The 25,987-nt window shown below is 38.9% G+C and carries 24 protein-coding genes; 13 read left to right on the plus strand and 11 right to left on the minus strand.

Annotated features, from left to right (window positions below; all coding sequences use genetic code 11):
- Positions 1 to 331: 331 nt before the first annotated feature.
- On the plus strand, positions 332 to 3,106 hold the full coding sequence (locus tag PS1M3_RS13540) for an ATP-binding protein (protein ID WP_203984878.1): 2,775 nt from the start codon (positions 332 to 334) through the stop codon (positions 3,104 to 3,106).
- 62 nt (positions 3,107 to 3,168) lie between these two features.
- Here the strand turns inward: PS1M3_RS13540 and PS1M3_RS13545 are convergent, their stop codons facing one another.
- Both PS1M3_RS13545 and mutY read right to left on the minus strand, forming a co-directional pair.
- Positions 3,169 to 3,441 carry an oxidative damage protection protein gene (locus tag PS1M3_RS13545; protein WP_006794326.1) on the minus strand — a complete coding sequence of 91 codons (273 nt, stop codon included), beginning with the start codon at positions 3,439 to 3,441 and terminating at the stop codon, positions 3,169 to 3,171.
- A gap of 34 nt (positions 3,442 to 3,475) precedes the next feature.
- Positions 3,476 to 4,537 carry an A/G-specific adenine glycosylase gene (gene mutY / locus PS1M3_RS13550; protein ID WP_203984880.1) on the minus strand — a complete coding sequence of 354 codons (1,062 nt, stop codon included), beginning with the start codon at positions 4,535 to 4,537 and terminating at the stop codon, positions 3,476 to 3,478.
- Between the two features lie 162 nt (positions 4,538 to 4,699).
- Between mutY and trmB the strand changes: the two genes are divergently transcribed.
- The 4 genes from trmB (at position 4,700) to arcA (ending at position 9,417) form a co-directional block, all read left to right on the plus strand.
- Positions 4,700 to 5,425, plus strand: coding sequence for a tRNA (guanosine(46)-N7)-methyltransferase TrmB (trmB, locus tag PS1M3_RS13555; RefSeq protein WP_006794328.1), 726 nt, complete (start codon positions 4,700 to 4,702; stop codon positions 5,423 to 5,425).
- A 45-nt stretch (positions 5,426 to 5,470) separates the two neighbouring features.
- Complete coding sequence (locus tag PS1M3_RS13560) at positions 5,471 to 6,496, plus strand: methyltransferase (protein WP_010556530.1); 1,026 nt, start codon at positions 5,471 to 5,473, stop codon at positions 6,494 to 6,496.
- A gap of 147 nt (positions 6,497 to 6,643) precedes the next feature.
- A complete protein-coding gene (locus PS1M3_RS13565; protein WP_203984883.1) occupies positions 6,644 to 8,248 on the plus strand; it encodes a sensor histidine kinase in 1,605 nt (534 codons plus the stop codon).
- A 452-nt stretch (positions 8,249 to 8,700) separates the two neighbouring features.
- Entirely contained in the window at positions 8,701 to 9,417 is a 717-nt protein-coding gene (arcA, locus tag PS1M3_RS13570) for a two-component system response regulator ArcA (protein ID WP_006794331.1), read from the plus strand.
- Between the two features lie 7 nt (positions 9,418 to 9,424).
- On the opposite strand, the gene arcB is transcribed toward arcA, so the two are convergent.
- Positions 9,425 to 11,743 carry an aerobic respiration two-component sensor histidine kinase ArcB gene (gene arcB / locus PS1M3_RS13575; protein ID WP_203984885.1) on the minus strand — a complete coding sequence of 773 codons (2,319 nt, stop codon included), beginning with the start codon at positions 11,741 to 11,743 and terminating at the stop codon, positions 9,425 to 9,427.
- Positions 11,744 to 11,957: 214 nt separating this feature from the next.
- Here arcB and folE2 point away from each other — a divergent pair, with 214 nt between their 5' ends.
- The 4 genes from folE2 to PS1M3_RS13595 all read left to right on the plus strand — a co-directional run bounded on the left by folE2 (position 11,958) and on the right by PS1M3_RS13595 (position 15,344).
- On the plus strand, positions 11,958 to 12,878 hold the full coding sequence (folE2, locus tag PS1M3_RS13580) for a GTP cyclohydrolase FolE2 (protein ID WP_203984887.1): 921 nt from the start codon (positions 11,958 to 11,960) through the stop codon (positions 12,876 to 12,878).
- Positions 12,879 to 12,984: 106 nt separating this feature from the next.
- Positions 12,985 to 13,578, plus strand: coding sequence for a DUF2726 domain-containing protein (locus tag PS1M3_RS13585; RefSeq protein ID WP_006794335.1), 594 nt, complete (start codon positions 12,985 to 12,987; stop codon positions 13,576 to 13,578).
- Between the two features lie 113 nt (positions 13,579 to 13,691).
- Positions 13,692 to 14,399, plus strand: coding sequence for a 5'-methylthioadenosine/S-adenosylhomocysteine nucleosidase (gene mtnN, locus PS1M3_RS13590; RefSeq protein ID WP_203984895.1), 708 nt, complete (start codon positions 13,692 to 13,694; stop codon positions 14,397 to 14,399).
- Positions 14,400 to 15,344: a regulatory signaling modulator protein AmpE gene (locus PS1M3_RS13595; RefSeq protein WP_203984904.1), complete on the plus strand. Its 945-nt coding sequence runs from the start codon at positions 14,400 to 14,402 to the stop codon at positions 15,342 to 15,344. It abuts the gene before it with no gap.
- A 91-nt stretch (positions 15,345 to 15,435) separates the two neighbouring features.
- On the opposite strand, the gene tyrS is transcribed toward PS1M3_RS13595, so the two are convergent.
- Entirely contained in the window at positions 15,436 to 16,635 is a 1,200-nt protein-coding gene (tyrS, locus tag PS1M3_RS13600) for a tyrosine--tRNA ligase (RefSeq protein WP_006794338.1), read from the minus strand.
- A 323-nt stretch (positions 16,636 to 16,958) separates the two neighbouring features.
- On the opposite strand from tyrS, the gene PS1M3_RS13605 reads away from it, so the two are divergent.
- A complete protein-coding gene (locus PS1M3_RS13605) occupies positions 16,959 to 18,272 on the plus strand; it encodes a peptidoglycan DD-metalloendopeptidase family protein (protein WP_010556536.1) in 1,314 nt (437 codons plus the stop codon).
- Positions 18,273 to 18,420: 148 nt separating this feature from the next.
- Here the strand turns inward: PS1M3_RS13605 and PS1M3_RS13610 are convergent, their stop codons facing one another.
- The 5 genes from PS1M3_RS13610 to PS1M3_RS13630 form a co-directional block, all read right to left on the minus strand.
- Positions 18,421 to 18,597, minus strand: coding sequence for a hypothetical protein (locus PS1M3_RS13610; RefSeq protein WP_170865578.1), 177 nt, complete (start codon positions 18,595 to 18,597; stop codon positions 18,421 to 18,423).
- Between the two features lie 12 nt (positions 18,598 to 18,609).
- Positions 18,610 to 19,581 carry an aldo/keto reductase family oxidoreductase gene (locus PS1M3_RS13615; protein ID WP_006794341.1) on the minus strand — a complete coding sequence of 324 codons (972 nt, stop codon included), beginning with the start codon at positions 19,579 to 19,581 and terminating at the stop codon, positions 18,610 to 18,612.
- Between the two features lie 139 nt (positions 19,582 to 19,720).
- Positions 19,721 to 20,851 carry a sodium ion-translocating decarboxylase subunit beta gene (locus PS1M3_RS13620; RefSeq protein ID WP_006794342.1) on the minus strand — a complete coding sequence of 377 codons (1,131 nt, stop codon included), beginning with the start codon at positions 20,849 to 20,851 and terminating at the stop codon, positions 19,721 to 19,723.
- Positions 20,852 to 20,864: 13 nt separating this feature from the next.
- Positions 20,865 to 22,646, minus strand: coding sequence for a sodium-extruding oxaloacetate decarboxylase subunit alpha (gene oadA, locus PS1M3_RS13625; protein WP_008129399.1), 1,782 nt, complete (start codon positions 22,644 to 22,646; stop codon positions 20,865 to 20,867).
- Between the two features lie 11 nt (positions 22,647 to 22,657).
- Positions 22,658 to 22,903: an OadG family protein gene (locus PS1M3_RS13630; protein WP_006794344.1), complete on the minus strand. Its 246-nt coding sequence runs from the start codon at positions 22,901 to 22,903 to the stop codon at positions 22,658 to 22,660.
- 512 nt (positions 22,904 to 23,415) lie between these two features.
- Between PS1M3_RS13630 and PS1M3_RS13635 the strand changes: the two genes are divergently transcribed.
- The 3 genes from PS1M3_RS13635 to PS1M3_RS13645 all read left to right on the plus strand — a co-directional run bounded on the left by PS1M3_RS13635 (position 23,416) and on the right by PS1M3_RS13645 (position 24,430).
- Positions 23,416 to 23,589, plus strand: a complete 174-nt coding sequence (locus PS1M3_RS13635) for a DUF1328 family protein (RefSeq protein WP_006794345.1) — start codon at positions 23,416 to 23,418, stop codon at positions 23,587 to 23,589.
- Positions 23,590 to 23,640: 51 nt separating this feature from the next.
- Positions 23,641 to 23,832, plus strand: coding sequence for a hypothetical protein (locus PS1M3_RS13640; protein WP_006794346.1), 192 nt, complete (start codon positions 23,641 to 23,643; stop codon positions 23,830 to 23,832).
- Positions 23,833 to 23,962: 130 nt separating this feature from the next.
- On the plus strand, positions 23,963 to 24,430 hold the full coding sequence (locus PS1M3_RS13645; protein WP_203984906.1) for a YcxB family protein: 468 nt from the start codon (positions 23,963 to 23,965) through the stop codon (positions 24,428 to 24,430).
- Between the two features lie 51 nt (positions 24,431 to 24,481).
- On the opposite strand, the gene csrA is transcribed toward PS1M3_RS13645, so the two are convergent.
- Positions 24,482 to 24,673, minus strand: a complete 192-nt coding sequence (gene csrA / locus PS1M3_RS13650; RefSeq protein ID WP_004587515.1) for a carbon storage regulator CsrA — start codon at positions 24,671 to 24,673, stop codon at positions 24,482 to 24,484.
- 91 nt (positions 24,674 to 24,764) lie between these two features.
- Complete coding sequence (locus tag PS1M3_RS13655; RefSeq protein ID WP_006794348.1) at positions 24,765 to 25,982, minus strand: aspartate kinase; 1,218 nt, start codon at positions 25,980 to 25,982, stop codon at positions 24,765 to 24,767.
- Between the last annotated feature and the right edge of the window lie 5 nt (positions 25,983 to 25,987).

Genomic DNA, 25,987 nt, shown 5'->3' on the forward strand with positions numbered 1-25,987 from the left:
AGTGCTAATTAAAAATCTTAACCGATTTTTAATGTAACTCCCAACAACATCTACTAAGTCAGCTGTCTGGGCGTGCGGCGTATTAAACGAGTTTTGCCCTTACAAGTCAACTTTTTTTTTATCCTTTACGACTGTTTGAACGGTTTTCAAGCAACTCAGTACATTTTTTATTGATAACGTACATTTTTACCACAAACCAGTCTATATATATGAAATATTATAACTAAATCAGACTAAAACCGTAGTGAATTATTTTTGGTAAATGGTACGATTAGTTCAGATACCTATGCTAATAGCTAAAGTAGCAAAAACACATCAATGGGAACATTCAATGCAGAGTAAATTCTCTTCGCCGGTAAAAGGGTTATTACCACTTTTTTTTATATTTAATATTGCAATTACCGCACTTGCTGTATTTGGTTACTCGTTCTACATCAAAAACGATACACAAACAGTTAAACCTGAGCCATCGGTCAATATTAAAACACTCGCATCTACATTAAATCAGCCTATGATCGACGCGCTAACAATGTATGGCCAAGACAAGGTTAAGCAATTACTCGACTTAACATCCTCTTTAGATGATGAATTTGAATATACTCTTTATCGTTTCAGCGCGACTTCTGATACACAACTCGTTTATAGCAATAGCGAGACCGCACCTGAGTCCATCAAAATCACACAATATAATGAGAACACAGGTGTGTTGCATCATATTCTCTTGCTTAACGATCAGCCAATTGGTGAGCTAATTATAAAACAAGAGTTAGCTTCACCACCATTAAGCATGCAAGACTCTCAGGTAATTGCATATGGCATTGCAATCGCAACTGTTATTTCTTTATTTATCTTCGCGTTACTTTTTAACGTATACATTAATGGCCGTTTGCGTAAAAGCACTGATTCACTCTCGCAAGAACTTCAGGCTATTACAGAGCAAGGTAACTATAATAGTAATGTTAATGAACAGCTAGATATTGGTTTAGGCTCTGTAGCACAAAGTATAAATGTACTCCTTAAGCAAGTACAAACAGCCCTTAGCGATAATGAGTCGGTACAAAAAGAACTGAAAAAACTACAAAATGGTTTAGAGTCGGAGGTGCAAAACCGCACTATTGCACTCGAGAGAGAAACTTTAAAAGCACAAAGAGCTAGCGAAACTAAAACCACCTTTTTGGCTACTATGAGCCACGAAATCAGAACGCCTATGAATGGTGTTATTGGTACTATCGATTTGCTTCGTCAAACAGACCTTGATGGTGCTCAGCATCGCTTAAGTACTATTATTCGCGAATCAGCATTCTCACTACTGAGTATTTTGGATGATATTTTAGATTTTTCTAAAATTGAAGCTGGTAAGCTTAACATAGACCCAATCCCCTTTTCAGTGAGCGATACCCTAGAAGAAGTAACTCGCGTTTTGTCGTCGGTCGCTAAAAAACGAGAACTCGATTTAGAACTATCAATTGCGCCTGATATTCCAGTAAATCTAGTCGGTGACAGCGTACGTGTGCGCCAAGTACTTTATAATTTATGCAGCAATGCAATTAAATTCACAAGCACCGATGAAAAAACCCAAGGCCATGTGAGAATTTCGGTTGAGGTTGCGCATAACACCGCCGACCACTTTACCTTGCGCTTTTGCGTAACCGATAACGGCAAAGGGATGACACAAGCTCAGCTAAGAGACATATTTAGCCCATTTGTTCAGGCTGAGAGTTCAATAACCAGAGAGTTTGGTGGCACAGGGTTAGGGCTTTCTATTTGTAAGAGCCTAACAGAGTTAATGTTAGGTACTATCCATGTAAATAGCCATGCAGGTATTGGCAGTGAATTTACCGTTGAGCTGCCTTTTAGCACCTCTGGTAAAATAAAATATGCTCATAAAAATGCCTTAGACGGCAAACCAATTATTGTTGTAAGTAACAACCTTCAACGCGAAAAAATAATGTACCGTTATTTATCGTTTATGGGTGCAAAAGTTATTTACGCGCACACAGAAAAAGAAATTGAACAACACCAAAACACAGAGGGTGCTATTTGGGTTGCAGATGGTATTGATAATATAGACAACATCAACGCATTACTAAGGCGCTTATTGTACTCACTTGAGGATTACAATCAGCAAGTAGTCGTATTAAGCAAACTAGATGAAGCTGCCATTAATCATAAAAACATATTTTACATAAATGCGTCTCCGCTTTGTAAGTCCAACTTTATGCTTTCTATTTTGGTTGCCGCAGGCTTGCATCAACCAAAACAAATTAAAAAAGCAAAGTCGCTAAATAACTATTTAAATGTTGAGCAAGCTCGAGAATCAAATAAATTAATTTTGCTTGTTGAAGACAACCTTCTAAACCAGCAAGTTTTAACCGACCAATTGCATATATTGGGGTATGGCGTAGAGGTTGCCAACAATGGCGAAGAAGGCCTAGATATGTGGAGAAAGAACAATTTCTCACTTATTTTAACCGATCTACACATGCCAAAAATGTCGGGATACGACATGGTTGAAAAAATTCGTAACGAAGCTGAATTACTAGAAGCTATAGACGCACAACCTTATATAGTTGCAGTTACCGCTAACGCTCTCAAAGGTGAAAAAGAACGCTGTTTAGCAGTAGGTATAAATGACTTTATTACAAAGCCTATAGAACTCAATGCGCTTGAAGATACTTTAAAACGTTGGAGCAACAAGCAAGCTCCTAAGCAAGCGCTAGCTTCTCAACAAAACACTGCATTGCCAATAGATATGGATGCAGTCGCCAAATACGTAAATGGCGATAAAGCAAAACAACTTCGCTTTTTCAAAATGTATTTAGAGCAAAGTCAAAGTTTAATTAAATCAATAAATTCAGGCGTTATGGTTAACGACCTAGCAGAAATAATTGAGGGTTGTCATCAACTCAGATCTATTTCTAAAACCATCGGGGCAGAAACAGTTGGTGAGCTTGCCGGCGCATTTGAAGATAAATGCAAAGCGGGCGAACTAACAACTGATGAATTAATTGATTTACGCGACCAGTTAGAAATTGAATATTCTAAAGCGGCTCAATTTTTAAAAGAGCAAGTTAGAAAGGCAGAGGAAGAAAACGAAGAGTTTTAGCACTTAATAGCTAAATAATTAGCAATAAAAAGGGGCTTTGAGCCCCTTTTTTAATAAATTATTTATTTTTCTGGCGGTCTATAGCCTTCAATTTCTACGTCTTTACCTTCAAACAGAAAGCCAACCATTTGCTCTTCTAAAAATGTACGATGCTCTGGATCCATCATATTTAAATGCTTTTCGTTAATTAGCATAGTTTGTTTATGTTGCCATTGAGCAAAAGCTTCTTTAGAGATGTTATTAAAGATCTTTTCACCAAGCTCACCCGGGTAAAGTTGAAAACCAAGGCCTTCGGCTTCTTTTTGTAACTTTTGACAAAATACAGTACGTGCCATAATTAATTTCTCTTAAGCGTTAAATGCAAACAGTTTAACCTATTGGTGCAATTTGTTTAACCAACTTTTTAGTTGGTGCAGCCAAACCCACTTCTACTGATTGATCTAGCGGGTACCAAACTAGCTGCCGTTCGTTAATCACATCCGGGATTTGTCTAAGATTTAATATATGCGGGTTAATAGTCAGCTCAAAGTGAGAAAATACATGGGTAAATGGTACCAATGGTTCAAGTTCTGATTTAAAGCCATGTTGAACTAAAAAGTCATCTAGCTGTTTACGCTCAGCAAACTCAAAAAAACCAAACAATCCCCCCCAAATACCAGAGCTAGGGCGTTTTTCCATAAGGACCTTATCGTCACATTTTATAATTAGCTGATGACAGCTTTTTTTAGGCACTGCTTTTTTTGGCTTCGAATGAGGAAATTCTTTAACCTTACTAGCATTAAACGCACCGCAGCGGCTGTTTAACGGGCACGGCTCACAATCAAAGCGGCTACGTGAACATAAGCTTGCACCTAAATCCATCATAGCTTGGTTGAATTCAGTCACATTATTTTTAGGTGTTAATTGCGACGATAAATGCCAAAGCTGGTTTTCTACTTTTTTTACCCCATACCAGCCCTCCACCATAAAATAGCGTGCCAATACTCGCTTTACATTACCATCTAAAATGGGGTGATGCTGACCAAGCGACAATGACAATACAGCCCCTGCTGTAGAGCGCCCTATACCTGGCAAATCCATAACATCCTCAAGCGTTTGAGGAAACAGCCCGTTGAATTTATCGCGAACTATCTTTGCTGTTTTATGAAGGTTTCGCGCGCGGGCGTAATAACCTAAACCAGTCCAGTGGTGAAGAACCTGATCTTCTTCGGCATTCGCCAAAGCGATAATATCAGGAAAGCTTTTCATAAATTTTTCAAAGTATGGGATCACCGTAACAACTTGAGTTTGCTGGAGCATAACCTCAGAAACCCACACTTTATAAGGTGTTTTACCCAATTGCCACGGCAGTGTTTTTCTGCCATGAAGGTGATACCAATCAACTACTTGTTTTGAAAACCAGTGAGACTGCTCTTTATTTAAGTCCAACATATTATACTTTTACTCATGCTCAATGGCGGGTCAGTCTATTGCAGTGAGTAAAAAGATCAAGCTATAGAGGCTGTAAAACCAGCTAATACTTGTGATTGAGGCCATCGTCAGGGATAATATGCAACCATTTTTAAACACATTGTTTTGTCAGGCCAATTAGATATGAGTGAATCAAGCAATACCAACCTAGAGCAAGCTAAGCAAGAAGGTAAATACATCCGCACCATTCGCAGTTTTGTAAAACGCGAAGGTCGATTAACCAAAGGCCAAGCCGCTGCAATCGAAAAATGCTGGCCAACAATGGGCTTAGAGCATAAAAACGGCATGCTTGATTTAAGCCAAGTATTCGGCAACAACAATGATGTAGTCCTAGAAATAGGCTTTGGTATGGGCAAGTCGCTTGTCGAAATGGCTAAAAATGCTCCACACCTAAACTTTATTGGTATTGAAGTACACCGCCCTGGTGTTGGTGCATGTTTAATGGATGCCGACGAAGCGGGTGTAACTAATTTACGCGTGTTTGAACACGATGCTGTAGAAGTGCTTGCTGATTGCTTAAGCGATGAAAGCCTAACTACATTGCAATTATTCTTCCCAGATCCATGGCACAAAAAGCGCCACCATAAACGCCGTATTGTGCAAACTGAATTTGCTGAAAAGCTTCGCTCAAAATTAAAAATAGGCGGTGTTTTTCATATGGCTACTGATTGGGAGAACTACGCAGAGCATATGCTAGAAGTAATGCAAGCGGCTCCGGGTTATAAAAACCAATCAGAAACAAACGACTACGTACCTCGCCCTGATTTACGTCCTCTTACCAAGTTTGAGCAACGCGGCCACCGATTAGGTCACGGCGTTTGGGACTTAATGTTTGAGCGCACCAAGTAATTACACTTTTATATTAATTTAACACATAGTAAGGCAAAGCCATTTATGAGCGTATTAACCAACCCAAGTTTACTGTTACTTCGAAATAGCGAGGCATTAACGGGTAAATCTATATTGGTGGTCAACTTTGTTCAAGATGGCTTTTTAGCTGAGCTTAAAACGCTGAATCCAAATAGCAAAATTACAGCGTTTAGCTATAACCATGCTAATGGTGAATTTGCTAAAAACACTCATGGCGTTGATGTGAGCGTTAACCACACCATTACCGGTAGCGATTATGACTTAGTTATTCTTTATTACCCTAAGTCAAAACCAGAATTGCTAATGGCGCTTGATAACATACGCGCGGTAATAACAAGCGATGCCGAATTATTAGTGGTTGGCGAAAATAAGAGTGGTGTTAAATCGATTGAAAAACAATTAGCAGGCAAAGCTCAATATAGTAATAAGATTGATTCGGCTAAACACTGCGTACTTTACTCATTTTCTCAAATTGAGCTTAATGCGCAATTTGATATTAGCCATTACCATAAAACATTTACCGTTAGTATTGCCGATACATCATTTTCAGCTATCAGCGTACCTGGCGTGTTTAACCATGGCTGTTTAGACGCTGGTACCAAAATGCTACTCGAAAATGCCCCTTCAACCAAACAAGGTAAAGTACTCGACTTTGGTTGCGGTGCTGGCTTAATTGCGACCTTTCTGGGTTTAAAAAATACAGCTCTTGAATTTGTATGTAGCGACGTAAGCGCACTTGCAACCTACGCAACAACTCAAACTTTAAAGTTAAACGGGGTAACTGGTGAAGCAATTCTCAGTGATGGCCTTAAAAATATTAGTGGTAAGTTTGATTTAATAGTGAGCAACCCGCCGTTTCACACAGGCATTGCAACAGACTACAGCGTTGCTGAAACGTTTTTAGCTAACGCAAAACAACATTTAACTAAAAACGGAAAACTAACCATTGTGGCAAACAGCTTTTTAAAATATCCGCCTATTTTAGAAACGCAATTTGAAACTTATCAAACTGTATTCAAAAACAATAAATTTGCCGTTTATAGTAGTTAAATTTTTTATATTTCAAGTTGAGTATTCTGCGTGCTCAACTTTGCAATAAAATATTACCTATTATTTTTATTTTTTTGCACCACTGTGTTCCTTCTTTGCTAGACTAATAAAATAATAAAACTCAATGACTCAGGCGACACTCAAATAATGCCTAGAAAAGTTCATCAAAGCAGTATTCGTAAAGCACTCATAAACCTAATAATGCTTATAACTGCTATTTGCTTGTCATTATCGATTTCTATATCAACTTATTTAAGTGTTAAAGAACAAAAACAATTAATAGTGAGTAAGCTCGTTATTTTGGCGGAAATAGTTGCTTTTGACGCTGGAAAATCAGTTTTTGAAGATGACAGAGAAACAGAAGAGAAACGCCTTAAATACTTTGAAAAAACTCCTTTAGTTAAAAACATACATGTATATTCTATTGAGCAAGCATCTCAAAAACCTGTTTTTTTTATAAGTTTTAATGCAAAAAAAACGCCACCAGTCCCCCTCAGAATCGATAGCATTGAAGAGCTAAAAACACCACGTATAACCCACGAAGATATCGAACTAATAAAGCCAATTTTTCATAATGAAAAGCTTGTTGGTCATGTATACATGCGTGGAAGTCTTGAAAGCTTAGACGATTATATAAAACAAAAAATAGTTGTAGATATCTTACTGACTTTACTGATACTTGTTGTTGTGTATTTTATCGCAATAAATGTTCAAAAAAGAATAGCTCGACCAATAGAGCGGCTTAGCATGCTATTACAAGACGTATCAAAAAATCATAACTACGATGTACGCGCACCAGTAACCGACGTAAAAGAAATATCAGCGCTTTCTAACAGTTTAAACATCATGCTTACACGCACCCAAAAACAATTGACTCGCCATGAAAAAGACAAAGAAGAAATTAAACAGCTTAACCAAGGGCTAGAAGAAAAAGTAAACCAACGAACTATAGCCCTTCGAGAGGCAAATCAAGAGTTATTATCAACCCTTGAACGTATGCATCAGTATCAAACGCAGATTGTTGAAAATGAAAAAATGGCATCACTTGGTCAAATGGTTGCCGGTGTTGCACATGAAGTTAACACCCCAATAGGCCTTGGTATTACAAGCTCTACTTTGCTGCGCGATAAGTTAGCCGATTTACAAATTAGCTTTGATGACAAAAAACTGACTTCAAATCAATTAAAGCGCTTTATTGACGACGGCATTGAAAACCTAGATTTAATTTATCGTAACTTAAACCGTGCAGCCGACTTAATTTCAACCTTTAAAAAGGTAGCTGTTTTTCAAGATGATGACGTAACTACCTACATTAATATTCATAAGTTAATAACGGACGTTTTGACATCAATAAGCTCGGAGCTTGAAGAGAAAAAACCGGTTATAAACATAAATTGTGCAACCGATTTAACCGTAGAAAGCAAGTCAGAACCATTACAACAAGTACTTATACAACTAATAACAAACTCACTACTACACGGGTTCGTTGGTAATGAAAATAATGAAATACAATTTGATGTAGAGTTAACAGGAAAAAAACTCACTATTATTTACAGCGATAACGGCCAAGGCGTAGATAAAAAAATTAAACACAGAATATTCGACCCATTTGTAACCTCAAAAAGAGGACAAGGGGCAAGTGGCTTGGGCATGCACTTAGTTTACAATTTAGTAACCCAAGCTTTAGGCGGCCATATATTAATTGATTTAGAAAAAAAACGCGGTGCGCGATTCATCATAACCATCCCTTAAAAGTGAAGTAACCAAACACATATATTTACTTATATTCCTTGAATTACTACTTATTGACCCTATTTATGCTTCATGTGGTAAACAAGTGTAATAGTTATCGTTTATATAGCGCAATTTTTTGAACTTTATTACTTTTGCGATATCACATACATTGATGAAAGATTAGATAGTGATATAATTTAACTTTGAATTAGTCTGATTATTTAACAGCTTTGCGTAGTCAGCCGGTCCATAAATTATCAAAGTAAATGAACTTCATACGTGTATTGATCGATTTAACAGTAGTTTTTGCACGGGCTTTTTGAGCAAACTTTGAACTCTTACTGTTTTATTTTTATCCAACTTGTTTTTTCTTGTTAACAATTGGATATAATCCTATAATCTCTAGTAGTCGGATTTATACTAAATACCGATTTTTTGTAAATAAAATATTCCAAAAAGGTTAATTAATAATGCAAACGCCAGTCATTCTAATCGTAGAGGATGAAGACGTAACTCGACTAAACCTCGTTAGTTTATTTGAAGCTGAAGGTTACAAAGTTATTGAAGCCATTGATGGCGATGACATGCATGACAAGCTTACAAATAACGACGACGTTAATCTCGTAGTTATGGATATCAATCTTCCAGGCAAAAACGGCCTTATATTAGCCCGTGAATTACGCCAAAAACGCAAAGTAGGCCTTATCTTCTTAACAGGTCGTGATAACGATGTTGATCGTATTTTAGGGCTTGAAATTGGCGCTGATGATTACATTACTAAACCATTTAACCCTCGTGAATTGACTATTAGAGCGCGTAACCTTATTACGCGTACTGGGCTAAGCGATGATGAATCAGCACTTGAAACTAATGGTGTTATTACATTTAACGGTTGGGAATTAGACGAAAATAGCCGCTGTTTAACATCTCCTAATGGCGATGCTAAGCGCTTGCCTAAAGGTGAGTACAGAGCACTGCGATTAATGCTTGATTCTCCAGGTCGTATTTTTAGCCGTGAACAACTAATTAAACATATGACAGGCCGTGAGCTACGTGCAAACGACCGTACTGTTGATGTAACTATTCGCCGTATTCGTAAGCATTTTGAAAGCGATAATTCTACATCAGAGCTTATCAGCACCATTCATGGTGAAGGCTACCGCTTTATTGGTAAAATCGACAGCTAATTAGCGTTTATTCTAATTGCTGTAGAAATAAATGAAGGGCACGTTGTCCTTCATTTATTTTATCTGCCAACACCAGCAGCCACTCCTTAAGCACTTCATCACTCTCATCTATCGCACCATATTCCATTACTTTTGCATGCAGTTGAACATCGTTTAAACCAACAGAACCTGCGGCACCTTTGAGCTTGTGCGCAACCGATTTATACTCTTCCCTGTCGCCTGTATTTAATGATGTAAGCAATTCTTGTTGATATTGCGGATTTAGCTTTTCAAACAACTGACTGCTGCGCCTAAACACAACTAACCCCATAGAGTTAACAAAGTCTTCTATTGTTTCAACATCTAGCAAATGCGCATCAATATTTTTAAGTGCTTCGTCGGTTACTTTTAGCTGTGGCTCGTTGCATTGAGCTTGCTTAATATCAAATAAATCAGCAAGCATTTTATCAAGCTTTACTGTATTAATAGGTTTAGCTAAAGCGCCTTGAATAGAAATACCTTCAAGTTCTTCTTCTGCACTTCTCACATTAGCGGTTAGTGCAACAATAGGCAGGTTATCAAAGTGGCTATCAGCACGAATTTGCCTTGCAACTTCATCGCCATTTATATCGGGTAGCTGCATATCAAGTAATACTAAATCTAGATCGTCTTCGGTATCAACAAACGAAAGTGCATCTTCGCCCGTTTCAGCCCATAGCACTTCATGTCCGCGTTGCTCCAATAAATTAGTGGCTATTTCGGCGTTAAGTGGTACGTCTTCAACGAGTAAAATATAAAGCTCTCGGCCAACATAGCTTTGCTCTGTAGGCGCAATGCATAAGCTCAGCGGTATTTGCACTGTAAAGCAACTGCCCTCACCCTCTGTACTGTTTACTGTAATACTGCCTTTCATAGCCGTGACTAGCGCTTTAGTTACCGCAAGCCCAATACCTGAACCTATTGCATTAGTGCCTTGTAAATCAGGTGCTTTATAGTACATATCAAAAATACGAGAAAGCTGCTCTTGTGGAATACCTTGCCCTGTATCTGAAATTTTAATAACTAACCACGGGCCTTCAGGGCGGTTTTCACGGCTACATTCAAGTGTTACTTTGCCATGCTGGGTAAATTTCACTGCGTTGTTTATCAGGTTCCAAACCACTTGGCGTAAACGAGTAGGATCAAGCAGTGCATATATATCAAGCATGCCATTTCGCTCAATATCAAACTCAAGCCCTTTTTGCTCAGTTATTAACCCTGCAAAATTCACAACATCGTTTATAAAATCAGATACATTAATAGAGTTGGCGGCAATATCGAGCTGCTCTCTGTCTATTTTATCTAAATCTATAATGTCGTTAAAAATATTACCGAGCGTTTCAGCACTTGAAAAAACCGTGTTACACCAACTGCGTTGCTGCTTATTTAGATCGGTATCGAGCAACATACGTGTTAAGCCCACAATACCGTTAAGCGGGGTACGCAACTCATGGCTTAACGTGGCTATAAATTTCCCTTTATCTTTATATGCGGTTTCAAGCGCCTCAGCCGCTTCTTTACGGCTCGTAATATCACGCCCAAAACCAAGTAAACCTATGTAGTCGCCTTCATCGTTTATAAAAGGAAGTTTTCGTAACTCAAACCAGCGCGTTGCACCATCAACTTCATAACCTACATCGATGGTGAGTGCTTTGTGAGTTTGCTCTACCTCTTTGTCTGTGCGCAATACTTCAGATAAAAAGTCGTTTGGGAATATTTGTTCAACCGTTTTACCTATAAGCTCACGGCTTGATTTACCCATTACTTCTTCAAACATTTTATTGCAGCCAGCAAACACCCCATTGTTATCGCGGTAATAAAACAGATCGGGGGATGAATCAACAATTGAGCGTTGTAACATGCTTTGCTGAGCAAGCTCTTGCTGTGTTTTTTTACGCTCGGCAATTTCTCTACGTAGTTCTTCAATGGCGCGATGCTTAGCATGAAAAGCCATTTTACGTTCATCTATTTCAATATTAAGCCGACTAATATTGTCTTTAAGTGTTTGGTTTAATAGTTTTTCTTGTTTAGTTGCGCTATCTAAGTAAGCGTAGGAAGCATCTAACTGACGAATTGAATTAATAAGTACGCTTATAATTAAAGGTGACACAACAGCTGAAAAAAATACCACGGCCAAAATATCTACAAGAAACAATTCGCCTATAGCTACGTAGTAAAACATGCTCGATAAAATAAGAGACGCTGCTAAAAATAAAGCGTAACAAATGGCAGCTGTTTTTAACTCACCAAATCGCGCTATTGAACTTGAAAGCACCCGAACCCAAGGGCTCAAAGAATAATCGGTCATACGTAGTTTTATCTCTTTGCTGTTTGCTTAAATATAAGAAAGGCAATGCTATTTACAGATTTTAGCATTTTTCTATTCGCTATTTTCATGTTGTGCGACAAAAACAGAAAATATTCATACGCAATTTTAGCGGGCAGTAAAGTCCTCGTTTCAGCCATTGATTATTTCGTGTAAAATAATGCGCCTTATCATTGCCAATAACGAGTAACATAGCATGCAAACCAATATGCCCGATATAGCTGACACCGCTCCTGCATTACAAACAGGTAAATTAGACTGGGTTGGCATGGGTGAAATTGAACTGCCATTTATTTTTGAATCGCGTGATTTAAGCCCTGTTACTGTTAATGCCAAAGCCCGCGCATTTGTTAACTTGCACAAAGAAGACGCCAAAGGCATTCATATGTCGCGCTTATTTTTAGCGCTTGATTTACTCTCAACAGAGCAACAAGTAAATCCTCAAACAATTAGCCAAGCACTAAATACGTTTATATCTAGCCATGAAGGGTTGAGTAATAAGGCACAGATTGAGTTTAAATTTGAGCTACCTCTTCGCCGTAAGTCTCTATTGAGTGGCAAAGCTGGCTGGAAAAGCTATCCAATCACACTTACAAGTACAATTGAAAATAATATCATTAGTTACGAGCTAACCGTTGATGTTACCTATTCATCAACTTGCCCTTGCTCGGCGGCTCTTGCACGCCAGCTAATACAAAATGCATTTAGCGAAAAATTTAAGCAAGACACGCTCAACCAAAAAGAGGTACTTGAGTGGCTTGGCACAACACAAGGCATTGTGGCAACTCCTCACTCGCAGCGCTCAATTGCTAACGTAAAAGTTAAACTCAATAGCAACATTAATGAGTTTGATGTAGTTAACTTAATAAATACCCTTGAAGGCGAGCTTAAAACGCCAGTGCAAGCGGCAGTAAAGCGTGAAGATGAACAAGAATTTGCCCGTTTAAATGGGCAAAATTTAATGTTCTGCGAAGATGCCGCGCGTAAAATTAAAGCAATATTAGAAACAGACGGTTACGCAGATTACTGGCTACAAATAAACCATTACGAATCGCTTCACGCCCACGACGCTGTGGCTGTTGCTGTTAAAGGTATTAATGGCGGGTATAAGGCATAAAACACCTACGTTAACTTAAATCACCATTCGGTAAATCACATACAATATTTGGGCACGGTACTTGCTTTAACAAAGCAGTGTCAATTTGTTGTTATGGAGTTACCGTATGGAATTCGCTTTATTGTCGATTTTAGTATTAGTGGTAGGTGCATCAATTGCCGCGTCAAAATTTAGTGACGACGGTGGTAATCCTTATCCTTTTAAACGTAAACAAAGCGTATTTACGCAAGTAGAAAGCGCCTTTTTAAACCTGTTAGAACGCGCTATTGGCGATCAATATAAAATAGTGAGCCGAGTTAAGCTTATTGATGTTATCGACTGTAAAGAAGGTTTATCACCTAAATCAAAACGTGCCGCTATTGCTAAAGCCAAAAATAAGCAGCTTGATTTTGTGTTAATTGACAAAGAAAAAATGACCATCGTAGCAGCTGTTGATTTAGTAAATAACGCAAATAAAGATGGCCACAAAGCCCAGCGCGACTGGTTTGTAAATGGCGCCTTAGAAGCTGCAGGCATTCCACACATTCGCATGAAGGTAAAAGCGGGCTATCGCCCATCAGAAGTACGCGATGCCATTATGTTCAAACTGGGTAAACCAGCACCAACAGCACAGCGCCCATTACGTAACCGAGTTCACAAACCTGCTGTTTTATCCCCCTCACAAGCTAAAGCCCATTCAACAGCATTAGCCGAAATATAATTATCAGGTGACTAAATTTGCATTAAAGCGAGCATTTTAAATGTCTCGCTTTTTTGTTTTTTATTGCTAACTTCACGTATAATCAAGCTATTCAAACTCAGGAATCAAACACTATGAATGTTGGTATTATTGGCGCAATGGAGCCAGAAGTTAAAATTTTGCGTGAAGCAATGCAAAACCCAGCTGTTTTAACTAAAGCAGGTTTTACATTTTACACTGGTGAATTAGCGGGCTGCACAGTAACTCTAGTTCAATCAGGTATTGGTAAAGTAGCATCAAGCATTGCAACTACATTACTTATTGATAATTTTAAGCCTGATTGCGTAATTAACACCGGCTCTGCTGGCGGTTTTGATCCATCATTAAGTGTTGGCGATGTCGTCATATCGTCAGAAGTTCGTCACCACGATGTTGACGTAACTGCATTTGGTTACGAAATTGGCCAAGTACCACAAATGCCTGCAGGTTTTGCTGCGCACCCTAAATTAGTTAAAGCAGCCGAGCAAACTATTGCACAAATTAGCGAAGTTAAAACGTTAGTGGGCCTTATTTGTACTGGCGATACCTTTATGTGTGATCCTGTTCGTATTGATAAAGCCCGCAGCGACTTTCCTTCAATGCTTGCTGTAGAAATGGAAGGTGCGTCTATTGCGCAAACCTGTCATACGCTTGAAACTCCTTTCGTTGTTATTCGTTCAATGTCTGATATTGCTGGCAAAGAATCGCCACAGTCGTTTGAAGAATACTTAGAAACAGCATCAATCAACTCATCTAAAATGGTTGTTGCTCTGCTTGAAAAGCTAACAGCTGTAACACTGTAAATGCTTAGCAATATTGTTCAAAACCATTTGGACTTTATTGTATTTATAATAGCGCTCCTTGCTGAGCGCTTTTTACCACTTGTTAGTTGGTACCACCCGAATACCGTTTTAGTGGCCGTATTTAGCGCCATAGGCAAACGTATTTATAATAAACAAAATACAAACAGCTACCACTATTTAGCAGCCATACTTGCAAGCGTGCTGGTGCTCAGTGTTATTTTACTAATTGTTACCTTGCTACTTGAATTTGCATTTTACCCAGAGCTACTTGCAGGCCTTATTTTATACCTTTGCCTTGAAAGCCAAAGCCTCAATAAAAAAGCCCTTCGTATTGCAAAGCTCACTAAACAAAACCAAAAGTCAGCCGCACGCGAGCTATTAAAACCACTGCTTGCTCGTGAAGTCAGCAAGCTTTCAACCACAGGAATTATTAAAGCCCTCATTGAAAGCTTAATACTTCGTACTGCCCGTTATTACTTTGTGGTTATATTTGTTTTTTTACTTTTAGGGCCAGTTGCAGCACTTGGTTACCGACTGCTTACCTTAATGCAGCAAGCATGGCGTGGTGATATTTCACCAAACAGCGAATTTTTAAAACCGTTAAAGCTTATTTTATTTGTTATTGAGTATATTCCAGTGCGTTTACTTACACTCACAATTGCTGCAAGTAAGGCCACAAAACAAAGTATTCACTACATAAAACACTACGGCCAACACTTTTATCAAACAAATACAGGCTGGTTACTCAGTGCATGCTCTGCATCACTTGGCGTGCAACTAGGTGGACCCGCTATGTACTTTAATAAGCGGCATAACAAAATGCGAGTTGGTACAGATAGGCTACCTAATGCTGACGATGTACCAGCGGTTTTAAATCGGCTTAACCAGGCGCGCGCCTTTTGGGTACTCGTTATTGTGTGTATTGAAATTCTAAAGAGCATTTGAGCTTTACTTAGTGAAAATTATGCATAAAAAAAGCCAGTCAGCTATTAACTGACTGGCATTAAGCCTAAGCTATTTTTTATTACCCGTGCTTTTAAGCTACGGTAATGTTTGCAAACTTACGTTTACCTACTTGATAAATAGCGGTTGTGCCTTTTGCTATTTCTAGTTTGGTATCGGTGATTTTTTCTTCACCGTTCAGTTTAACTGCACCTTGCTTTATCATTCGCATCGCTTCTGATGTGCTTGCAACTAAATTAGCTTCTTTTAATAAGTTAGCGATTAAAATAGTGTCTTCTGCAATGGTTACTGTCAGCTCAGGAATTTCATCTGGCAGCGCTTTTTTCTGAAAGCGTTGAATAAAATCGTTGTGCGCAGCTTGTGCATCTTCTTCACTATGAAAACGTGCAATTAGCTCTTTAGCAAGTTCAATTTTGATATCGCGCGGGTTAGTCCCCTGCTCTACACGTTCTTTTTGTGCTGCTATTTGCTCAATCGAAAGGCCACTTAGTAAATCGTAGTAGCGCCACATTAATACATCACTAATCGACATAACTTTACCAAACATGTCATTTGGTGCATCAGTAATACCAATATAGTTACCTAAAGATTTAGACATTTTTTGAACGCCGTCAGTACCTTCAAGTAATGGCATCATTAAAACAGTTTGTGGCTTTTGGCCCTCAACTTTTTGAAGCTCACGACCCATTAGTAAATTAAAGCGCTGATCGGTACCACCCAGTTCTACGTCAGATTCTAATGCAACCGAATCCCAACCTTGCACTAACGGGTATAAAAATTCATGTATTGCAATTGGCTGCCCGCCATTGTAACGCTTCTTAAAGTCATCACGTTCAAGCATACGCGCAACTGTTTGGTTTGCAGCTAATTTAATCATGCCTGCAGCACCCAGCTTTTCCATCCACGTTGAATTAAAAGCAACGGTTGTTTTTGCCGGATCTAGAATTTTGAAAACTTGTTCTTTATACGTTTCAGCATTGGCAAGAACATCTTCGCGGGTAAGCGGTTTACGCGTCACATTTTTACCGGTTGGATCACCAATCATTCCTGTAAAATCACCAATTAAGAAAATAACTTCATGACCTAAGTCTTGAAAAGTTTTCATTTTATTAATTAGTACTGTGTGCCCTAAGTGTAAATCTGGCGCTGTTGGATCGAAACCCGCTTTGATTTTTAACTTTTTGCCCGACTTTAGTTTTTCAACTAACTCGTCTTCAATTAATATTTCTTCTGCACCGCGTTTTATCTCTGCAAGAGCGGTTTGTAAATCCACAGTCTATTACTCCAAAATTCTGCCAACAAAGAGGGCTACTAGTTGTTTTGTATAACCTTAGTTTAACAAGGGCTAAATCAAACTTATATGTGCAACTAACATAACAAATTTCTACCTAATTAAAACAACTTTTTAAGTGATTAATGCAACTAAATAAAATGCGCACAGTCTGAGATATATTAAGCGCTAAAAAGGCATATAAAGCCCGATTTTAGCGTAATTCAGCGCGATTTAAAATCTACAAAGCACTGGTATTCGCACAATATTAGGTATATCCTGCAATATTATGTATTTATTATCTTGACAGCAGAAAAAGGCACGTTATGGTTCACGTGGTTAATACCCTCCCCAAAAAACACAAATTGCTTATCTTATGTTTGGTTTCTGCTATTGCCGCTTTAACGTTTCTTCCATCTGAGAAAGCAACAGCGTCCAAAGACAACAATGCAAATGCATTAGAGATTGGCAAACGCTACGAGCTTCAAGTTAAAGTCGATGACAACGAAAAACTTACCGAGTTAAATTCAGAGCAAGCAGCAGAAAAGCTTCCTGAGTACGATTTAGTCGACCACAAAGTAAAAACGGGTGACAACTTAGCAATTATATTTAAACGCGCGGGCTTTTCAGCGCAAACGCTTCATAAACTAATCAACACAAACGCAGAAACCCGTAAGCTGACTAAAATTCACCCAGGCGAAGTACTGAGCTTTGCAACAGGTAAAGATGGCGCACTTGAACAATTGCGTTACGTTATTTCTAAAACAGATACGCTGTATGTAACCTTAGACGACGAAGGTAATTACAATACAGCGATAGATAGTAAAGAAATAGAAACCCTGACCAAAACAGCTGGCGGCGAAATTTCTAGCAACTTTTGGACTTCTGCAATTGCAGCGGGTTTAAGCGAACGCCAAATTATGAACTTTGCTGACATTTTTGGCTGGGATGTGGATTTTGCTAACGACATTCGTAAAAACGATCAATTTGGCTTAATTTACGAGTCTCACTATGTTGAAGGCGAATTTATAGGTACTGGTAAAATTATAGCGGCTGAGTTTATTAACCAAGGGCAGCGTTTTACAGCAATTAGACATACTGATGGAAACTTCTACACCCCAGAAGGCCGCAGTATGAAAAAAGCATTTTTACGTGCCCCCGTTAATTTTAAATATATTAGCTCGAGTTTTAATCCACGTCGCTTACACCCAGTTACTGGGCAAGTAAAAGCACACCGTGGTATTGATTACGCGGCACGAACTGGCACACCTGTTGTTGCATCGGGTAACGGTAAAGTCGTTAAGGCAGGTTACAGCAAGTACAACGGCAACTACGTATTTATTAGCCATGGCACACAATATGTCACTAAGTATTTACACCTTAATAAAAAGCTTGTTAGAACAGGTCAAAAGGTTAAACAAGGTGATAAAATTGGTACTGTAGGTGCTACAGGTCGTGTAACTGGCGCGCATCTACATTATGAGTTTTTAGTTAACGGTGTTCACCGTAACCCTAAAACGGTTAAATTACCAAAATCAGAGCCTTTACCACGCTCTGAGCTTGCTAAGTTTAAACCTATTGCTGATAACTTTATTGCTCAGTTAGAGCGTAACCGCGAGTTACAACTGGCACTTAAGTAATCAGGCTATCACTGTATTAAAAAGCCCTTACAGGTTTAACCTACAAGGGCTTTTTTGTGCTTTTTATTTATTAACAATAGTTAGCTCACACAGGGTGCTCTATATTAAAGGCTACTAATCTTAATTTTCCTACAATAGCGATACACGCCTAATTCATTAACACATAAATAAGCTGGATAACTAAAGACCCCATCACTAATGGCCAAATATATTTGCTGTATTTTGTTGCCCCTTCCAGCCCCATTTTGCTTTGATACTTTTCAAGTAATGGGATCAGTATTGCCAATGCTACAAATAAACAAACTAAAATAATAATTACATTCATTGAAAAGCCTTTTTATGGTACTTCGCAGCCTTTAGCGCTTTCGTATAAGGCATACCAATGCTCTCGGCTTAAATGAACATTTATAGCCTCACACGATGCCTTAATACGCTTAGCATTAGTAGTGCCAATAATGGGTTGAATCGACGCTGGGTGGCGCAGTAGCCATGCAAGTACAATAGCCTCTGCAGAGGTACCATAAATTGCAGCAAGTTTATTTACTAAAATACTTGTGTTGATATCGGCTTGCGACGCATTTGATAAATCACCGCCGGTATACAAACCTTGGCACAAGCTCCCCCAACTTTGTATTTGAATGTCAAAGCTGCGGCAATATTCAATGTTACCAGGCGTAAAGTTAATGTCTTTCCCGTCGCTATTACCAGCATACAAGCCTTCATCTATAAATTGATGTTTTTGTAAGCTGGCCTCTATTTGGTTAGCTACAATAGGCATATCAAGAGCATGCTGCAAAAAGTTCATTTGGTGTTGCTGCATGTTTGATACGGCAAAATGTTTTACTTTGCCACTTTCTTTTAAACAGCTAAATACACGTGCAACTTCATCAACTTCCATCAAAGGATCTGGGCGATGTAACATGAGTACATCAAGGTATTGCGTATTTAATCGCTTAAGTGAGTTTTCTACAGACTGTTCAATCCAATCGGCTGAAAAGTCATATCGCTTAGGCCCTTTTTCATCAGCAAACTTTATACCGCATTTAGACTGAATGTATATGTGCTCTCTCAGCTCTGGGCGCTCACTGAGTGCTTGACCAAATACCTGCTCTGCTTTGCCAAAAGTGTATATATCTGCGTGATCAAAAAAATTAATACCGCCTTCAATCGCGTTATCAATGCACTCGTGGGTTTGTTTAAGGTGCGTGCTGGTAATCGGGTCTTTATTCCAACCGCCTCCCAACCCCATACATCCAAATACAAGTTTACTAACATTAGGTAAGTAGTGAGCTAATGGAGTGTGAAGCATAATGACTATCCTTAAAATTGCGAAGAGCCACCACTTTAAACAAAAACTTCAAAACAAGAAACCATTAACGAACAGAAGTTTCGGACAAAAAAAAGCGCAGTAAACTGCGCTCAATGGTTGGTTGAAATTAAATCTCAATTTAGCCAACAAGTGCCAACAAAATACCTGCAGCAACAGCACTGCCTAATACGCCCGCCACATTAGGGCCCATTGCATGCATAAGTAAAAAGTTATGTGGGTTATTTTCAAGCCCTACTTTATTAACTACACGCGCAGCCATAGGAACGGCTGACACACCAGCGGCACCAATTAACGGGTTGATAGGGGTTTTTGATATTTTATTTAAGCCTTTAGCCATAAACACACCTGATGCTGTACCAATACCAAAAGCAAGCGCACCCAGCACTAAAATACCAATAGTCTCTACTGTCAAAAAGTCATCTGCAGCGAGCTTAGAGCCAACCGCTAATCCTAAAAATATAGTTGTTATATTGATAATTTCGTTTTGCGCACTGTTGCTTAAGCGGTCAACAACACCCGACTCACGCATTAAGTTACCCAAACAGAACATACCTACTAGCGGTATTGCCGCTGGTAAAAACATGGCTGTTGCAGTAAGTACCATAAGTGGAAAAATAATTTTTTCCTTTTTAGATACTTTACGTAGCTCAGGCATTTTAATTTGGCGCTCTTCTGGTGTTGTGAGTGCACGCATAATAGGAGGCTGAATAATTGGAACTAGCGCCATGTATGAATAAGCAGCTACCGCAATGGCACCTAATAAATCAGGCGCTAATTTTGAGGCTAAAAATATTGCCGTTGGGCCGTCAGCGCCACCAATAATAGCAATAGCCGATGCATCTTGAAGGGTAAACTCAAAACCCGGAATAAAGTTAAGTAGAATTGCGCCAAATAAGGTCGCAAAAATACCAAACTGAGCCGCAGCTCCCAGTAATAACATACGAGGGTTTGCTATTAACGCACTAAAGTCAGTTAGTGCACCAACCCCCATAAATATTAATAGTGGAAAAATACCGGTATCTATACCCACATAGTAAACTGAGTACAAAAGCCCACCAGGGTCTGATAGTCCAGCAACCGGAATATTAGTTAATATCGCGCCAAAGCCAATTGGTAATAAAAGCAGTGGCTCAAAGTTTTTAGATATCGCTAAAAACAATAACAAACAGCCTACTGCAATCATCACCAAACCAGGAAACGTAAAGTTAGCAAGACCAGTAGCCTGCCAAAGGTTTAAAAGACCTTCCATTTACATTTACTCCTTAAGCCAGCGCAATAATTGCGTCGCCCGTGGTCACTGAGTCACCCTCAGACACAAGCACTTCAGCAATGGTACCAGTATGCATTGCGCGAACTTCAGTCTCCATTTTCATGGCTTCCATAATCACAACAACATCACCTTCGTTTACAACTTGGCCGGCTTTTACTTTTATTTTAAAAATATTACCTGCTAAAGGTGCATTTAACGTTTCACCCGAAGCCACTGAAGCAGACTGAGGTAAGTGCTCAGAATCTTTTAACGTTACCTCTTTAAGCTCACCGCCTTGCGCTACTACAACGTCGTAAACCTTACCGTCTACCTTAACGCTATATTGCTCAGCCTTAACATTGTTACCTTTGGCTGACACCTTAGCTGGTGACTTACTTGAATTATCTTCTACGCTAGGGACTGGTTCGAACGCATCTGGGTTATTGCGGTTTTTGATAAACTTCAAACCAACTTGCGGAAACAGTGCATAAGTAAGTACGTCGTCAATTTTATCATCAGCGAGTGTTAAACCTTGTTCTTGCGCTTCTTTTAATAGCTCTGCTTCAAGCGTTTCAAGTTCAGGCGCAATATTGTCAGCTGGGCGACACGTAATAACGTCGCTACCATCAAGTACTCGCTCTTGTAGCTCTTTATTCATTGGAGCTGGAGTTAAACCGTACTCACCTTTTAATACACCTGCGGTTTCTTTTGTGATTGTTTTGTAACGCTCACCGGTTAATACGTTAAGTACTGCCTGCGTACCTACAATTTGCGACGTTGGCGTAACAAGTGGAATAAAGCCTAAATCTTCGCGTACACGCGGTATTTCAAGTAACACTTCGTTAAGCTTATCGGCTGCACCTTGCTCTTTAAGCTGGTTTTCCATGTTAGTTAACATGCCACCTGGTACTTGAGCCAATAAGATTCGTCCATCAACCCCTTTAAGGCTACCTTCGAATGCAGCGTATTTTTTACGTACATCTCTAAAGTAAGCAGCAATTTCTTCAAGTTGGTTTAAATCGAGTTCGGTATCGCGTGCGGTACCTTCAACAATCGCTACAATTGTTTCTGTTGCTGAGTGACCGTAAGTCATACTCATAGAAGAAATAGCGGTATCAAGCATATCAATACCGGCATCAATAGCTTTTTGATATGTAGCGGTGCTTAAACCTGTTGTAGCATGGCACTGCATAGCGATTGGAATAGACACCGTTTCTTTAAGCGCTTTTATAAGCTCTTCTGCATCGTACGGTTTTAATAAACCCGCCATATCTTTAATACAAATTGAATGACAGCCAAGCTCTTCTAGTTGCTTAGCTAAAGTTAGCCACATATCAAGTGTATGAACAGGGCTTACCGTGTACGAAATAGTACCTTGAGCATGAGCACCTACTTTTACAGCCGCTTTAATCGCAGTTTCTAAGTTACGCACATCATTCATTGCATCAAAAATACGGAACACGTCAACGCCATTTTTATGTGCGCGCTCTACAAACTTTTCAACTACATCATCAGCATAATGGCGGTAACCTAATAAGTTTTGACCGCGTAATAGCATTTGCTGTTTAGTGTTTGGCATCGCTTTTTTTAGCGCACGAATACGTTCCCATGGATCTTCACCTAAATAGCGAATACACGAATCAAATGTTGCCCCGCCCCACGACTCAATTGACCAATAACCTGCATCATCTAGTTTGCTGGCAATCGGTAGCATGTCGTCTAAACGCATACGAGTGGCAAGTAATGACTGATGAGCGTCACGTAGAACCAATTCTGTTAATTTTAATTTAGCCATGTGTGAGCCCCTTATTTGTTATTTGATTTGTACTGAGCAATGGCAGCACTAATAGCAGCGATGTGCTCATTTGGCACACCTTGAGATTTAAATGATGGCGATTTAACTGGAGCCGCAACGTCAGCAGGGCTAAAACGCGCCACCAAGTTAGACATAATTGTAACTGCGCCAATTAATATTGAAAGAAAGACAAACACCCCAACCATTCCTGTCAGCATTAAGCTACCAGCAGTTGCAAGTACAGCACCTATATCCATTCTTCTCCCCTTGAAACCCATATCGAAAAATAAAAAATCGATTTAGTTAAATATTTATTCACTAGATAATAACAAAACAAATACCTTTGTCTAGCCATTGTAAATTGGTAAAACCAATTAAAATAAAAATAACATATAACCAAATTTATTAACCACAGTAAAAACCCTTACTCATCAACACCCCATAATACACAGAAAAAATACTCACTATATCTATAAGCTATAGGTAAAGTTTAAACAAAGCCTATTTTTACGTACTCTACTAAGCCTACTGTAACTCATAAAATATAGAGAAAATAAAATTTGTTAATTGGTCTTACCAAACATAGCTTTTCAGTGGCGATATATTTTTGTGTGTGAATAAGTTACACAACCCAACGTAAAAGTTACCAATCAAGCAAACTCAAAAACACAGAGAAAACACATAAACAACTGATATTAAACAAAAATACATCATGGCACGCAACTAGCATTAACTATTGTGTACAAATTTGATAACCAAGGAGAAAACAATGTTACGCTGGACAATCACATTTTTAGTTATTGCTTTAATCGCTGCAGTGTTAGGTTTTGGTGGCATCGCGGGTGCCGCAGCTGGTATAGCAAAAATTATATTCTTTATTTTTATAGTACTTTTAGTTATTTCGTTAGTTTCAGGTGCGCTGCGTGGTAAATCGCCCAGGTAGGCATATACTCAACTAACACTACAATTTTATTTATTTACAAGGAATTACATTATGAACTCTACAACTTTAAAAGCAGCATTAATTGGTCTTTTCGCAAGTTTTTTCATCATGGGTTGCCAAGATAACAACGCAGAAGAAGCCGGTGAACGTATTGATGAAGTAGTAACAGATGTACAAAACTCTGTTGAAGATACGTGTGAAGAAGTAAAAGAAGGCGTAAACGCTGAAGAAACTAACTGTTAATAGTTATTATATTAAAAAAACGGCCTCCAGGCCGTTTTTTTGTGCCCGAAATAAATGCACGCATTATAATGCTGCTCATTTATAAGCGAACTTGCTAAAATATACAAAACGATTTTTAAAGCAAGGCACTATGTCATTTTCAACAACCTACACACTTGATAAACCCTACTTTTATGAATGCTTTGACGAGTCACTTCCTTACAGTAAACGCGCTCAGCCTAAGTATTTTTTACTGGTACTGTTAGTTTCACTTGGTTTATTTAGCATCTACGGTTTAGCTGATCATTATTTAGGAACATTTTTGATCATGGTTGCTGTACTCGAATGCGTTGCTTTTTATTATCGCAGGCCATGGTGGGTAACCAGACAAATGTTTAGCAGAGCATCAGGCTCAGAGGTTACGCTCACTTTTGATGATGAAGGCATTAAATCGGCAAACCATTACAAAAGCTACCAGCTCGCTTGGCAAGACATCACTGAAGTAATCGAAACACCACAGGGCTTATTGATAAAAAATAAAAACAACATGCAATATATCTCTAAGCAAATAGTCACAGATGAAATGCTCGACTTTATAAACAAAAAAGCCACTCAATGAGTGGCTTTTTGGCTTAGCTAAATAAATTATTTAGTTAAGTATACGTGTTGATTAAGCATTGCCCGGATTAGGGTTAGACTTTTCAGCTTGTATACGCATGTAAATCTCTTCACGATGCACTGAAACGTCTTTTGGTGCATTTACACCAATTCGAACTTGATTTCCTTTAACTCCTAAAACGGTCACTGTTACTTCGTCACCGATCATAAGGGTTTCACCTACTCTACGAGTTAGTATTAGCATTCTCTTGCTCCCATGTTCCAATAAAAATTATAAGATTCCGCTTATCCATATTAATGAAAAATAGACTAAAAAGTAAGTAAAAACTCACTATCTATCTACTTTCCGTTAAAAATACTTTATGTAATGCACGAACAGCCAGTTCGAGGTACTTTTCATCTATTAAAACTGAAATTTTAATCTCTGATGTAGACACTAAAACTACATTAATATTTTCATTTGCTAAGGCATCAAAAAATAAACTAGCAACACCCCAGTGCGATTTCATTCCCATACCAACAGCAGATACTTTTGCAATGGTTGTTAGCCCGATTATATTTTCAGCACCTAAAGACACCTTTTGCTCGGTTAGTAACTCAAGTGCTTGCGGGTAGTCGTTCGAGTGCACAGTAAAAGCATAGTCTATTTTTTCAAAGATATGATTAACTTGATTAATCATATCTATTTCGATGCCGTTATCAGCAAAAAGTTTCAATATTTTTACAAGATTTTGAGTGCCGCTTTGCACACCCTGTACCTTAATTAAGCACTCATCAGCATTAAATGCAATACCCGAAACAACTTTACTTGGCATATCGTCTTCCTCAAACGTAATCAATGTTCCTTCATCGGGGTTAAAGCTCGAAAGCACCCTTAATGGAACATTGTGTTTACCTGCCGCCTCAACAGAACGAATATGCAATACTTTAGCACCTAAGCTTGCTAACTCTAGCATTTCAGCAAAGGTCACTTGGCTCATTCTTCGTGCGTTAGGTTCAACCCGAGGATCTGTAGTATATACGCCGTCAACATCAGTATAGATCTGACATTCATCAGCTTTTATAGCCGCAGCTATTTCTACAGCCGACGTATCAGTACCGCCTCTGCCAAGGGTTGTTATATTGCCTTCAACATCACGCCCCTGAAATCCGGCAATAATAGCAATACGGTTATGCTCAAGTTCATGCTTTAAACGTGTAGCTGCAATGTCTGTAATGCGGGCTTTACCGAACATATTATCGGTTTGAATATTAACTTGATCAGCTAATAGGCTAACGGCTGAATGGCCGCGTTTGATAATAGCCATAGCCAATAACGAAACCGATACTTGCTCGCCGGTACTAATTAGTACGTCGAGCTCGCGGTTACTAGGACGGGAATCTATTTGTTTGGCAAGATTAATTAAGCGGTTGGTTTCTCCCGACATAGCCGAGAGCACTACAACCACTTGATGACCTTGTTGCCTAGTTTTAACAACAAGGTCGGCGACCGCTTCTATTCGCTCTATTGAGCCAACCGACGTGCCGCCATACTTCTGTACAATTAACGCCACTTAGG

This window comes from Pseudoalteromonas sp. PS1M3 (assembly GCF_016865405.1).
Classification (GTDB): Bacteria; Pseudomonadota; Gammaproteobacteria; order Enterobacterales; family Alteromonadaceae; genus Pseudoalteromonas; species Pseudoalteromonas marina.